This is a genomic window from Streptomyces sp. NPDC047043, assembly GCF_040644055.1.
Lineage (GTDB): Bacteria > Actinomycetota > Actinomycetes > Streptomycetales > Streptomycetaceae > Streptomyces.
Genome location: NZ_JBEYVO010000026.1, coordinates 51,818 through 64,911 on the forward strand (window position 1 = coordinate 51,818; position 13,094 = coordinate 64,911).

The following is a 13,094-nucleotide window of genomic DNA, read 5'->3' on the forward strand; positions in this document are numbered from 1 at the left end:
CCTCCTGAGCGGCTCACTAATGTACGAACTAGTACGTTAGTCATAGCAGGCGGAGACGGAACGTGGGAAGACCCCGCCGGGCGCGGGCTTCTACAATCTGCGGCACTGGCCCTACGCCGTAAGGAACCCGATGACCAGCGTCGACGAACCGGCACGCCCCAACGGACGCATTCGTGACGCCGTCCGCACCAAGGCCGAGATCCTCGACGTCGCGACCCACGAGTTCGCCCGGGCGGGCTTCGCCGGGGCCCGGGTGGACGAGATCGCCGCCCGCACCCGCACCACGAAGCGGATGATCTACTACTACTTCGGCGGCAAGGAGCAGCTGTTCACGGCCGTCCTGGAGCGGGCCTACGGCGTGATCCGCGAGGCCGAGCAGGAGCTGGACGTCGACCATCTGGACCCGGTCGCGGCCATCCGGCGGCTGGCCGAGGTCACCTTCGACCACCACGAGCAGCACCCGGACTTCATCCGCCTGGTCAGCATCGAGAACATCCACGAGGCCGAGCACATCGTGGCCTCGGAGAAGCTCGGCAAGATGGGTTCGCCGGCCCTGGACGTCATCCGCCGGATCCTCAAGTCCGGACGCGAGTCCGGGCTGTTCACGGCCGACGTCGACGCCGTCGACCTGCACGCGATGATCAGTTCCTTCTGCTTCTTCCGGGTCGCGAACCGGCACACCTTCGGCGCCCTGTTCGGTCGCGACCTGGTCGACCCGGCCCAGCGCGAGCACTACCGGAACATGCTCGGCGACATGGTGATCGCGTACCTGACGGCGGACCGCACCGACGACTGATCACGGATCGAAGCGCGGCAAGATCCTTCGGCACCACCCCTTGACACCCGGGAAACGTGAGCGCAACATCCCTGGACAACCGCTACTAACTATCCAGTGCGTTAATTAGCCGGGTAGCACCCGGCACGGCCGTCCCGCCACCCCAGGGTCCCGGCATCTCCCCTCTCCGCTCACTCCGCCTACGCTGGAGTTCCCTCGAAGGAGCAACGCCGTGTCGTCCGTCCCCGCCGAAGCCGTCGGGCAGCCGAAAAAGGCGGCAACTGCCGCCTGGATCGGCAGCGCCCTGGAGTACTACGACTTCTTCATCTACGGCAGCGCGGCCGCGCTGATCTTCCCGAAGGTCTTCTTCGACGAGTCCGACCCGGCCACCGCGACCCTGCTGTCGCTGGCCACTTTCGGTGTCGCGTACGCGGCCCGCCCGGTCGGCGCGCTCTTCCTCGGCCACTTCGGCGACCGTGTCGGCCGTAAGAAGATCATGGTCTTCACGCTGATCCTGATGGGCCTGTCGACCTTCCTGATCGGCTGTCTGCCCACCCGCCACCAGGTCGGCACCCTCGCCCCGGTCCTGCTGGTCGCCTGCCGTGTCCTGCAGGGCATCTCGGCGGCCGGCGAGCAGGCCAGCGCCAACTCGATGACCCTGGAACACGCGCCACCGAACCGGCGCGGCTTCTTCACCAGCTTCACGCTCAGCGGCACCCAGGGCGGCCAGCTCATCGCCACCCTGGTCTTCATCCCGGTCGCCGCGCTGCCCGAGGACCAGCTGCTTTCGTGGGGCTGGCGGGTCCCGTTCTGGGCGAGCGTCGCGGTCGCCGTCGTCGGCTATGTCATCCGCCGCAAGCTGGAGGAGACGCCGGCCTTCGCGAAGCAGGCGGCCACCGAGGGCGTGGCGAAGCTGCCGCTCGCGATCTTGCTGCGCGAGCACTGGGTGGACGTGCTGCGGGTGATCGGGGGCGCGCTGATCGCCTCGGTCTCCACGATCTTCACGGTCTGGGCCCTCGCCTACGCCACCAGCGACTCGGTCGGCATGTCCCGTTCCTCGATGCTGTGGGTGGGCGCGCTCGCCAACCTCGTGGCACTCGCCGCGATCCCGCTGTGGGCCTCGCTCTCGGACCGCATCGGCCGCCGGCCCGTGTTCCTGATCGGTGCCGTCGGCAGCGCGATCACCATGTTCCTGTACCTCTGGGCGATCTCCACCGGCAACTACCCGCTGATCCTGTTCCTGGGCATCGTCACCTTCGGTGTCGTCTACAGCGCCGCGAACGGCGTGTGGCCCTCCTTCTACGGCGAGATGTTCTCCACCCGCGTCCGGCTGTCCGGCATGGCGATCGGCACCCAGATCGGCTTCGCCGTGGCCGGCTTCGCGGTCACCTTCGCCGCGCAGATCGCGGGCCCGGACGGCAACGACTGGTCCTCGGTGGCCCTGTTCACCGCGGCCCTGTGCGTCCCGCCGGTGATCGCCGCTCTGTCGGCCCGCGAGACCCACAAGGTCCCGACGGAGCACCTGGGCGAGCGCATCGCGCAGGAAGCGTCACAGCCGGAGACGGTCACGGCCTGACGACCCGCCGCCCCGAGCACCCCCGGGTTCCGGACGCCACAGGCTCCGGGGCCCGGGGGTTCGTGTGTGTTGCGGGCGTACGTCAGCTGTGCGCTGTCGGATGGCGCGGCTCGTAGAGGCCGACCTCGCCGCCGCCCGGGAGCCGGAAGGCGGCCACCCGGCCCCAGCGTGCCTCCTGCACTTCGCCGGTGAACTCCACGCCCTTTCCGGCGAGTTCGGCGATGGTCTCGTCGAGGTCGTCGCACATCAGCATCAGTTCGTGCGACGGCTCGCCCTCGGTCGGATGGAAGGCGACCTCCGTGGGCGGCGCCTTGAAGATGAGCCAGCCGTGGCCGGCGTCGACGTGCGTCCAGCCGAGGACGTCGCGCAGGAAGGCGCGGTCCGCCTCGGCGTCGCGGCTGTAGATCACGACATGTGCACCATTGATCACGGGCGGAGGCTAGGTTCCCGGCCGGGTCCACGGCAAGGGCGGCACGCGGTGCGTCAGGCGGAGGCCGCGGCCACGCAGACCTCGTTGCCCTCCGGGTCGGCCATCACGATGTGGTGGCCGTCGAACTCGTCCAGAACGCTCCCGCCCGCCTTCACCAGACGCTCGGACTCCGCACGGATGCCTGCCCACCGCTCGCCGGGGCCGCCGTGCCCCGGCACCCGGACGTCGATGTGGAGCCGGTTCTCGGCGGTCTTCGGTTCGGGGACCTGCAGGATCGACAGCCGGGGGCCGACACCGTCGGGATCGCAGAGCCAGGCGCCGTCGTCCGCCGAGTCGTCGTCGGGCAGGTCGAACTGTGCGAGCCACTCCTCACGCGTGGCGAAGGGAACGGGCGGCGGCTCGTCGACATGGCCCAGCGCGGTCTTCCAGAACGCGGCGAGCAGCGGCGCGTCCGCGCAGTCGAGGGTGGGATCGAAGGTGGCTGCCATGACGGGACCGTACTGCGCGCCACTGACGGTCGGACCGCCGCCGGAACGGTGTCAGGAGTTGGACCAGCCCCGCTCGCACAGCACCAGCCGGTACCCGTCCGGGTCCTCCACCGTGACGCCCCAGCGGTTCCAGTAGGGGTTGGGCGACGGCACCCGCTTGCCGCCGTGCTCCTCCAGGCGGGCGACCAAGTCCTCCGGTACCGGTCCGTCGACGTAGACGACGAGCAGGTCCTCCTCGGTGGGCCGGGGCTCGACCGGGCGGACGGGCTCGTGGACGAGTTCGAGGTGCCAGCCGGCGTCCGGCCAGCCGAGCATGAGGAGGTCGTGCTCACCGGGTTCGGAGCCGCCCTCGGTCCGCCACACCACGCTCAGGCCGAGCCCCTGCGCCCAGAACCGCTCGGCGGCGGCGAGGTCCCTGGACGGGCGGGCGAGGCGGATGTGGCTACGGCCGTTCACGGGCATCGTGACCTCTTCCTGAGCTGCGGGGTCTTCTCCCGCAGCGTAGGTGGCCCGTGATCGCCGGACCATCGGTCGTCCGCCCTGCACCCACGGTCCTAGGACTCCGCCAACCACCCCTCCTCCGTTGACAGTTGACGTTTTCAGCAAGAACATCGGCCGAAACAAGCAGAAAAGAACAGCGCTGCGGCGCGGCAACCCCATGGCTCTCCCGTCTTACGCAGAAGGACATGAGTGGTGCGCATCTTTTCCCGCAAGTCCGGCTGTGAACCCCAGCGCGAAAGGCGCTGTTGAGGCCCTGCGCGCTCTGCGGTAACCATGGGGGACTCCGCGCGCTCCGGCCGGATTCAGGGGCGGCCGGAGCGCGCGGACCGTGCGGTGTCCGGGTGCCCATCGCCGAGAGGGCGCTCAGCCGAGGAGGTGGCCGCCGATCGACCGGGCGACCTCGGCGTGGGAGAGGTACTCGACGATGCTGTGCGCCCGATCACGGGCATTGACGACGGCGAGGTCAGCCACTCCGTCCGCCCAGTCGTCGCCGAGCGGGCATCCGATGGCCACCGCGTCGGTCGGGCACCATGCGTTGAGCCAGTCGGCCACCTTGTCCGGACGCTTCGGCCCGCCGACGAGCAGCCTGCTGTACACGCTGTCCATGCCGAGCGGGCTTCCCGCGGTGGTCAGGTGCACGAGGCCCACCCCCGGGGACAGTTTCGTGATGAGATCCATGCCCACGACCGTGCCGAGGCTGTGGCTGACGAGGACCAGTTCTCCCTGGTCCGGGACGGTTTCGAGCACGCAGTCCAGGATCTCGTCCCGAACGGCCCGGTTGTCGAGGTAAGCGGCCACGTCACGGAAGATCAGGGCGATGGCCCACTCGTCCAGGTCGCTCCGGGCGGCGAGCCAGCTCAGCTGCCGCTGCAGGGCACCGACCACGTCGCCCCAGCCGAACCGCTCGGTGGCCAGCTGCCTCTCCTGCGGCACGTCCCACTTGCCGGCCGCCTCGTTGATCATCTCCTCGTACACCGAGCGGGCACCCGGTGAGACGGGCGCGACCACCTCCGCCACCGTGGCGGTCGGCGCCTCGGCCATGCGCGGGACCGCCTCGTGTGCGGTCAGGGCCTGTGCCAGCCGGTCGCCGTAGTAGGGGAACCAGATGTTCGCCGGGTCGACCGGAGCGAGGCCGGCGCGGACGAGTCCCTGATTGAGTCCGGCCGCCCATTCCCGGCGCAGCTTCTCGGGGTCCTTGCCTTCCTGGGAGCGGCCGTGCAGGAAGACCAGATGCCGGTCGCCGCCGAACGCGCCGTCCCGGGCGCGCAGTCCGGCGTGTGCCGTGGCCCGTTCGGTGGCCGGACGCGACGCGGCGAGGACGGGGACGGGACCCGCGGCAGGGCCGGCAGCAGCGGCCTCGACGGCGCGCAGCCCGGACTCCGGGCCCATCTCGGCCAGCAGCGCCCGCTGCCGGGTGGCGAGGGGCAGCGCGGCGAGGTGTTTCAGGATGGAGCTGATGCGTACGCCCTCGTTGGCCACCCAGTCGATGGCGTCGTCGCCGTCACCGGGACGCCAGATCTGTCCGTCCCGGCGCAGGACGCGACCCTGGTCGTCCTTCCTGGGCACGCCGCTGTGGTGGAGCGCGACGACCTCCCACTGGTCGTTGAAGACCGGGGATCCCGAGTTGCCGGGCTCGGTGTCGGTCAGGTAGTGCAGGAAGTCGTCGAGGCGTACCTGAAGCATGTTGTCGCGTACGGCGATCTCCTTGAGGCGTCCCATCGGGTGGCCGATGACGTTGACCGGCTCGCCGATCACCAGCTTTCCCGGCTGGGCGCTGAGCCGGTTCCAGCCGAACGTCTCCCCCGGGGGCCGCCGTTCCGGGCCCGGGGCGACCTGTACCAGGGCGAAGTCGAGGCGCTCGTCCGCCACGAAGAACCCGTCGGGGTCGAGTTCCAGTCGCGTCGGCGTCTGCGGTGCGTTGTCGACGGTGACCTGGGCGTCGAACTCCAGGAAGCACTGCCGGGCCGCCTCCGCGTCGGTGAGGACATGGTGGTTGGTCATCAGCAGGCTCGGCGACACGAGGAAGCCGGTGCCGAGTGGCAGCTCGCGGCCGTTCTCCCGCACCGAGATCCGGGCGACGGTCCGGGCCGCCCGGGCGCCTCGCGGCAGGAAGCTCCATGCCTGCAGATCCTTGGACACGCCGAGGATGCGCTCGTACGCTGCGGGCGCGGCCAGCGGCTCCGCCCGGATGGCCTCCACCGCCAGCGCGGCGGGCACCGCCTGCCGGTCGAGCAGGCGGGCCGCGCGCGCCGCGAGTGCCTCCGGCGAATCCGGGAAGGTGACCCCGGCGTCCTGCTTGCGCTCGACCACCTGCCGTTCGTCACTGGTCTCTTCGTATCGCGCGGCCGCCGCCGCGATCTGGCGCTCCCGCTCCTCACGGGACCTGTCGGTCGCTCCCATGTCGGATCACCGTCCTTCAGGTGCCGGGCCACGGCATGCGACACCGTGGTCGCGCTGTTGTGGATCTCTGCCTGCCGTGCCGGCGCACGGCTTTGGGATGTGGAGCCCGGTGCGCCCGCGCGCGTACACAGCGGATACCGGCCGGTCCCCGTGCCCCCGGAGAAAGCCCAGGTCCCGGGCGTGCGGAGGCGTCCGTGCTACCGGTGCCTCCGGTGCACATGCGCAGCCTGACGGCTCCGCAGGCGGGGCTTGGGCTGATGCTGCCTACGCCGCTTGCCCGACCGGTTCACCGCAGCCTGCGCACGGGGCTTCACGGGCGGGCCCGTCTGCTTGAGGCCCTCGATCGTCTCCTCGATCCTGTGCAGCTCGTCCTCGGCCCGCCCCGGCTCCTCGGCGTCGAGCCGGGCGAACGCGTGCCTGACCTGTTCGTGCGCGCGCAGGACCTTGCCCCGGGGGCGGCCCCGGCCCCGGTACGAGGTGGCGAGGACCGCTTGGGCGTGGGCTCGGGCGTACCTGAGTTTCCAGGCGCGCGCGTCGATCTCGTCGTACAGCGACAGCGCCCGCCGGGCAGCGGCCTCGGCCCGCGCGGAGCTCTGTCGCACGGCGGCCGAAGCGGAGCGCGGCCGGTCCACGGTGCCCAGCGCGAGCAGGACTTCTGCCTCCAGGCAGCACGTCCACGCCTCATGGACGCGATTGGCCCATCTGTCCTCCTTGCGCATCCTCTCGTACTGTTCCAGCGCCTCCTCGGCGTGACGCAGCGCCCGTTGCAGGTCCTCGTGCTGCCCCTGCGCGGGCCGGGAGCGCGCTCTGCCCAGGTAGGCGTCCGCCAACCGACCCAGCGCGAGGGCGTGTTGCGGCCGTACGGCTTCGCGATACTCCCGTTCCAGGGCGTTGTAGTGACCGTCCACGGCCTCGCCGTGCCGGACGATGCACGCGTCCCAGTCCCCCTGGGCACCGTGCTGGACGCCCAGCACGGACAGGGCCTCGGCGATGTCCCGCCTCCAGAGGCCGGGACACCGTCGGCGCAGAGCCTCGTAGACCTCGACGCTCTCGGTGGCCTTCGCCACCGCCTGATCGGCGTGGCCGCTCGCGCCGAGTTGCCAGGCCAGGCCGCGCAGTGCGAACGCCTTCATGCTCTGGATCTCGTCCGGCTCGTGCTCGTCGCCCTCGCCGGCCGGCGGCAACTGCTCGATCAGGTCACATGCCTCTTTCGCCGCCTGCAGCGCCTCGCGCTGGCGGCCGATGCGGTGGGCCGCCGTGGCCTGGGTGCACAGGGCCTTCACCAGACCGAAGGCGTGCCTGCGGGTGGGGTCGCGCCGGTACAGCGCCTCAAGACGCCGGATGGCGTCGCCGGCGCAGTTGTCGGCGTCCTCGAACCGCCCGACGTCGACGAGCCGGTCCGCCAGGTCCTTGAGAGCATCGGCGAGGCAGAACTCGTGCTCGTCGGACGGGCTGAGCTGCTGCAGCGCGTGGTACGTGTCGACCGCCTGCCCGGCAGCCTCGTGCGCCCGGATACGCAGTCCCGAGCTGGCCAGGTACAGCGACCAGCGTTGCAGTGCCTGAGCCAGTTCCCTGCGGTTCTCCCGGGTGGGCGGCCCGTGGGTGCGCCGGTGGTACTGCACCGCGTGTTCCGCGACGGCCGTGGCCAGTTCCAGCAGTGCGTCGGGGCAGGACACGTCGAACTCGCGGAGGACCTGGGCGGCGACCTCCTGCGCCGACTCCTTGCGCAGTGTGGAGTTGAGGGCGGCGGCCAGCGATGTACCGATGGCGCTCGCGAACCGGTCCTGCTCGGTGACGGCGACCTGCTTGACGAGCCTGACCACCGCAACGGCGTGGTCCCGCAGTGCCTGCGTCAGCGCGGCGCGGGCCTGCTGTTGGGCCGACGGCTCGCCCATGCCGTTCACGAGGGGCTCGTCGATGCCGTGTGCGGCCGCGTTCGTGTCGGTGAACCGGGAGGCCTGGGAGCCCGCGGTCAGCTGCAGGACGTGGAGCACGTTGAGTATCTGGCGGGCCTGGGCTGTCGGGGCCTTCGGTATCCCCGGTCCGCCACCGTTCACGTCGAGCAGGTTCGCGGCCAACTCCGGGAACGTCACGATCACTTGGGCACTGAGCCGCTCGGCGAGCCTGAGCGGTTCCAGCGACCGCAGGTAGCCGTCACCGGTGAACTCCGCGTGCTGCCAGCGGGCGAAGGCGCGTGTGAGCCACTCCGGTTCGTCCGCGAGGTCGGGAACGAGCCGGAGCCTACGCGCCGCCTCGGTCTCCCGTTCCCCGTCCGTCTCTCCCTGGGCCACGGCCAGGCTGCAGACGGCGACGATCCGCTCCAGCAGAACCGGGTCGTGCGGAAGCTTCTGCCTCATCGCGGACGCCTGCCACCTCTGCCGTTCCACGTCGATGGCGTAGTCCAGCAACGCGTTGGCGCGTGACCGCGAAGGCGGGCCGGCCGCGGTGGAGGGCATCTTGCCGAAGCCGGCGCGTGCGTCCACCAGCGCCTGGATCAGTATGAGCAAGTAGCTGCCGAAGTCGGGCCCTTCGAGGCCGGGCGGGCTCGGTTCGGCAGGCGGCGCTTCGTCCGCCCCGGCCTCGGTGCTGGTCGTGTCGTCACTCGTCGTGTCGTCACTTTGCTCTGCCGCAGGGGCGGCCTCGTCGCCCTGTTCGTACCAGGTTCTGAAGGCGTCGAAGGCCGCACGGTAGACGTCTTCGCGGTCGGACTCGTCCAGTGGCGGAAGCGGCGGGGGATCGTCCTCGTCGACCCATGCCTCGTACCGCCGTCTGATCGCCTGCCACCACGGTCCGCCGCTCTGGGCGACGGCCAGGACACGCAACGGGTGATGGGGATGATGGCAGGTCGCCTCGGTGAGGAGGACGTCCAGCTGACCGGCATGGGCATCGGCGTCGTCGACGATCAGCAGGCGTCTCTCCTTCAAGGCGCAGACACCGCTGAACTCCACCTGCAGCGGGTCGACGACCCCGGCGACCCAGCCCCTGGCGGACATGGTGCGGCACAGCTCGCGGGCGAGCCGCGACTTTCCCACGGTGCCACCGCCGGTGAGCAGTCGAAGGCGCTGCCCGTCACCGCGTTCGCACCAGTCGGCGAGCGCGTCCAGCGGCTCGGTGCGCCCCCGGAAGGGCACGACGCCGTGGCGGGACTCGAGCAGGTCCCCCTCGGACCACTGTTCGCGCGGGGGCAGCGGGCTGTACGCCGGCGTCAGGATTTCACCGCCCGCCCATACGGGGTCCAGGGAAAGTCGCGCGGGGGCCCGCTCCCCGGCGCTCCTCAACAGGAGATCATCCGCCTCTACGACGCCGTCCTCGCCGCAGATCGCGTCGACCGGCAGCGCCATCAGCCGCCCCTCGATCGTGGCGCGGTCCTCGGTGATCACACCCACCAGGTGTTCCCCGCTGAACAGCGCCGCACCCGACATACCGCTCCACAGCGACGAGCCCTGGACGATGGGCGAAGTTCCCGTGCGGATCTGGAAGTTCAGCCGTCTCGCCTCGCGCCGCGAACCGGTGAGCGGAAGGACGGATCCCCGGACGTCCTCCACGTTCACCCACCGTCTCGAGCCGTCCTGCTTCACCGCCGACCTCGGGAAGCCCAGCGCCTGTGCGGGAACGGCCTCCTCACCGACGAGGCGCCCCGGGCGCACTTCGTCACGACGAACATCCAGCCCCGTACGGAACGGGTCGTCCTCGATGGATTTCAGCAGCGCGAAGTCGAGATCCGCGTTTCCCCTGACCTCGACCCGGAAGACGCGTTTCTGGTCCGAGAGTTCGTAACTCCTTCCGCAACGGGAGTATTTACGCACCGCGACATCGGAGCCCTTCGAACCGACACAGTGACCGGCGGTGAGAACGATGTCCGGCGCCAGCAGATATCCCGTGCCCCGCTTTCCGTCGACGGAAAGCGACACCAGGCGCTCGGCATCCAGCCCGGTCATGTCGCGCCGTCTCCCTCGTCGGCGATGAGCGTGGACGGGGGCACGGTGAGGTTCAGTTTTATCCGCTGAGTCGTGGCGTTGCCGCGCGCGAGCTCACCACCCGCCTGAACCACCCAGAACTGCACACCTGCCTTGCCCGCAGCGCTTTTGGTGATCTGGACGGTGGCTTCCACTTCGACGCCGGCGATACCGAACCGCAGCTTTTCTCGCTCGGCACGGTGCTGTGCGTCCTCCAGCTCACTGCGCAGTGCGGCAACCATCTCCGCGAGACCCAGCCCATTGACCTGGCCCGCCTGCTGATCGTCTGCCATGACGGCACTCCCTCGTGAAGGAGTTCCTCGCCCGAATTCGGCATCCGGCGGGAGATGCCTCTCTCAGTAATTCTTCAAGATTCCCCGGGCAAGGCAACTCGATCACTTGAGTGGCGGTGCACCGCTCGACAGGGAGGTGACAGTGCGTCAATCAGTGATTCACCCCCGGTTGGCCCCCTTGGGGATCCCGTACGCCCGGTCCACCTTCAGTCGCACCACCAGGCGCCCGTCGCGGACCATCGCGGCGCGGTAGTCGTCCCAGTCGGGGTGTTCGCCCAGGACGTCGCGGTAGAGGCGGATCAGTTCCTCGACCGTGTCGTCGTGCGGGTCCTTCGCGACGGGCGTGAGCTCGGCGGTGCCCTCGACGACCGTGTACGCGCGGCGGTCGGGGGTGGACACGTGGTAGGAGGCGCGGGGGTCGCGGCGGAGGTTGCGGGTCTTGGCCCGGTCGTCCGTGACGGAGATCCGGACGATGCCTTCGTCCGGGTAGTAGTGGTGGCTGACGTTCGACAGCTGGGGGCGGCCGTCGCGCTTGAGGGTGACCAGCACCCCGCTGCGGTGGTCGGAGAGCAGTTCGAGCAGTGTGTCCTGGGTCATATCCGGTTCAACTCGTCGGGGCGATCTCGGCATTCCCGCGTGCCGCGGTACTCCGTCGGTTCGAGTAGACACTGTCTACGCGAGCCTGGTAGACAGTGTCTATGGATACGTCGCCCATGGATGCGTCGGAGAGCGGTCTGCGGGACCGGCTGGTCGAGGTCGGCGTGGAGCTGGTCGCCCGGGAAGGGGTCCAGGCACTGACCCTGCGGGAGATCGCACGCCGGGCGGGCGTCTCGCACGGGGCGCCCCGCCGCTACTTCCCCACCCACCTGGAGCTGCTGTCCGCCATCGCCCGGCGCGGCTTCACCGACCTGGCCGCAGGCGCGACAGCGGCAGCCGGGGACGGGGACGGGACGGCGGACCCGCGAGAACAGCTGGAAGCTCTGGCGCGCGTCTACCTCGACTTCGCCCTCACCAACCGCGGAATGTACGAGCTGATGTTCCGTCACGACCTGCTGGAAAGCGGTCACTTGGGGCTGCGGGACACCAGCCTTCCGCTGTTCGGCCGCCTGGTGGAGCTGGTCGGCCGGGTCCGCCCCGACGCGGACGCCCGGCTCGTCGCGGGTGCGCTGTGGGCGAACCTGCACGGCGTCGCTCAGCTGTGGGGCTGGGGCAGTCTCCAACTCGCCACGGACGCCGACGACTTCGTACCCCTGCTGCGGTCGGCCCTCGACGCGCACCTGGGCAGCGGCGCATGAGCCGCCACCGCGCCCTGACGCTGGCGAGCAGCGTGGTCGGGGCTGTGATCGTCGCGCTGGACGGCACGGTCCTCACCGTCGCGCAGCCCACCCTGCAACGGGACCTGGGCGCCTCCTTCGCTCAGGTGCAGTGGACCAGCACCGGCTATCTCATCGCGGTGGCGGGCCTGTTGGTGTTCTCCGGGCGGCTCGGCGATCGGTACGGGCATCAACGGGTCTTCGGCGTCGGCATGTTGGGCTTCGGAACCGCGTCGGCGGGCATCGGGCTCGCGCCCGGCATCGGCTGGGTGATCGGACTGCGGATCGTGCAGGGCGTGTTCGGAGCGCTGTTGCAGCCGGCCACGCTCGGGATGCTGCGGGCCGCGTTCCCGCCGGACCGGCTGCGGATGCCGATCGCCGTGCGGACGAGTGCGATCGGGGTGGCGGCCGCGGCCGGGCCGGTGCTGGGCGGGGCGCTGGTGTCCGGGCCGGGCTGGCGGGCCGTCTTCTTCCTCAACGTCGTACCGGCGCTCGTCCTCGGCATGCTCGCCCTCACCGTGCGCGACGTCCCCCGGCAGCCCTCCCCCGCCCGCCTGGACCTGCCCGGCGCGCTCCTCCTCGCGGTGACCCTGGCCTGCCTGGTCCACACCCTCGTGGCGCTGCCCGACAGCGGGTGGACGGCGGCGAGCACGGCCGGCCTGGCGGTGGTCGCCGTCGCAGGCACTGCCTTCGTACGGCACGAACGACGCGCCGCGAGCCCGCTCGTGCCGCCGGACGTCGTCGGCTCGGCGGCCATGGGCTCGGCGCTCGGCTTGCTGGTGGCCGCGTCGGCGGCCCTGCACGGCACCCTGTTCGTCGCCACCTTCCTGCTGCAGGACACGCTCGGCCTCGACCCGCTGCGCATGGCCCTGCTCAGCCTGCCGCTGGCCGCACTGATGATCACCGCCGCGCCGGTGTGTGCGCTGTTGCTGCGCCGGGCCGGGGCCCGCCGTACGACCGTGACGGCGATGGCCGTCCTCGCCGCCGGGATCCTGCTGCTCGCCCGGGCCTCGGGCACGCTCGTGCTGTGCACCGGATTCGCGCTGCTCGGCGCTGGTTTCGGCACGGTGATGGTGGCGGCGACGCATGTCGTCGTACGGCAGGCCGCCGTGGAGTCGGCGGGTGTGGCGGGCGGGCTGCAGCAGACCGCGCTGAACGTCGGGCCGGTGCTGGGCGTGGCCGCCGCGACCACGCTTCTGGGGCTGGGGCACGGGCACGGGCTGCCGCTGCTCGTCCTCGCCGCCGTGGCCGCGGTCGGGGCGGTGGCGGGCAGCGCACTGCCGAAACGTTCCGCCGCGACGATCAATCCTGGTCGAGCGGGGGACCTCGACCGGGTTCCTGAGCGACGATGAGGTCTGAGGC

At 70.7% G+C, this 13,094-nt stretch carries 11 protein-coding genes; 4 read left to right on the forward strand and 7 right to left on the reverse strand.

The annotated features are described in order from the left end of the window. The first annotated feature begins 130 nt into the window (after positions 1-130). Positions 131-796, forward strand: a complete 666-nt coding sequence (locus ABZ880_RS35140; RefSeq protein ID WP_361271454.1) for a TetR/AcrR family transcriptional regulator — start codon at positions 131-133, stop codon at positions 794-796. 211 nt (positions 797-1,007) lie between these two features. Continuing rightward, complete coding sequence (locus tag ABZ880_RS35145; RefSeq protein WP_361271457.1) at positions 1,008-2,351, forward strand: MFS transporter; 1,344 nt, start codon at positions 1,008-1,010, stop codon at positions 2,349-2,351. An 82-nt stretch (positions 2,352-2,433) separates the two neighbouring features. Here the strand turns inward: ABZ880_RS35145 and ABZ880_RS35150 are convergent, their stop codons facing one another. The 7 genes from ABZ880_RS35150 to ABZ880_RS35180 all read right to left on the reverse strand — a co-directional run bounded on the left by ABZ880_RS35150 (position 2,434) and on the right by ABZ880_RS35180 (position 11,016). Further along, a complete protein-coding gene (locus ABZ880_RS35150) occupies positions 2,434-2,781 on the reverse strand; it encodes a VOC family protein (protein WP_361271459.1) in 348 nt (115 codons plus the stop codon). A gap of 53 nt (positions 2,782-2,834) precedes the next feature. Next, positions 2,835-3,269: a VOC family protein gene (locus ABZ880_RS35155; RefSeq protein WP_361271462.1), complete on the reverse strand. Its 435-nt coding sequence runs from the start codon at positions 3,267-3,269 to the stop codon at positions 2,835-2,837. 51 nt (positions 3,270-3,320) lie between these two features. After that, positions 3,321-3,731: a VOC family protein gene (locus ABZ880_RS35160; RefSeq protein WP_361271465.1), complete on the reverse strand. Its 411-nt coding sequence runs from the start codon at positions 3,729-3,731 to the stop codon at positions 3,321-3,323. Positions 3,732-4,133: 402 nt separating this feature from the next. Next, positions 4,134-6,170, reverse strand: coding sequence for a serine protease (locus tag ABZ880_RS35165; protein WP_361271468.1), 2,037 nt, complete (start codon positions 6,168-6,170; stop codon positions 4,134-4,136). 197 nt (positions 6,171-6,367) lie between these two features. Beyond that, a complete protein-coding gene (locus ABZ880_RS35170) occupies positions 6,368-10,108 on the reverse strand; it encodes a serine protease (protein ID WP_361271470.1) in 3,741 nt (1,246 codons plus the stop codon). Further along, entirely contained in the window at positions 10,105-10,419 is a 315-nt protein-coding gene (locus tag ABZ880_RS35175; protein ID WP_361271473.1) for a trypco2 family protein, read from the reverse strand. The genes ABZ880_RS35170 and ABZ880_RS35175 overlap by 4 nt, the downstream gene beginning before the upstream one ends. 159 nt (positions 10,420-10,578) lie before the next feature. Further along, complete coding sequence (locus ABZ880_RS35180; protein ID WP_361271476.1) at positions 10,579-11,016, reverse strand: PPOX class F420-dependent oxidoreductase; 438 nt, start codon at positions 11,014-11,016, stop codon at positions 10,579-10,581. A gap of 116 nt (positions 11,017-11,132) precedes the next feature. On the opposite strand from ABZ880_RS35180, the gene ABZ880_RS35185 reads away from it, so the two are divergent. Then, positions 11,133-11,714 (forward strand): TetR/AcrR family transcriptional regulator, encoded by a 582-nt coding sequence (locus ABZ880_RS35185; RefSeq protein ID WP_361271478.1) that lies wholly within the window; start codon positions 11,133-11,135, stop codon positions 11,712-11,714. After that, positions 11,711-13,084, forward strand: coding sequence for an MFS transporter (locus tag ABZ880_RS35190; RefSeq protein WP_361271481.1), 1,374 nt, complete (start codon positions 11,711-11,713; stop codon positions 13,082-13,084). Before ABZ880_RS35185 ends, ABZ880_RS35190 begins: the two co-directional genes overlap by 4 nt. Positions 13,085-13,094 lie beyond the last annotated feature (10 nt).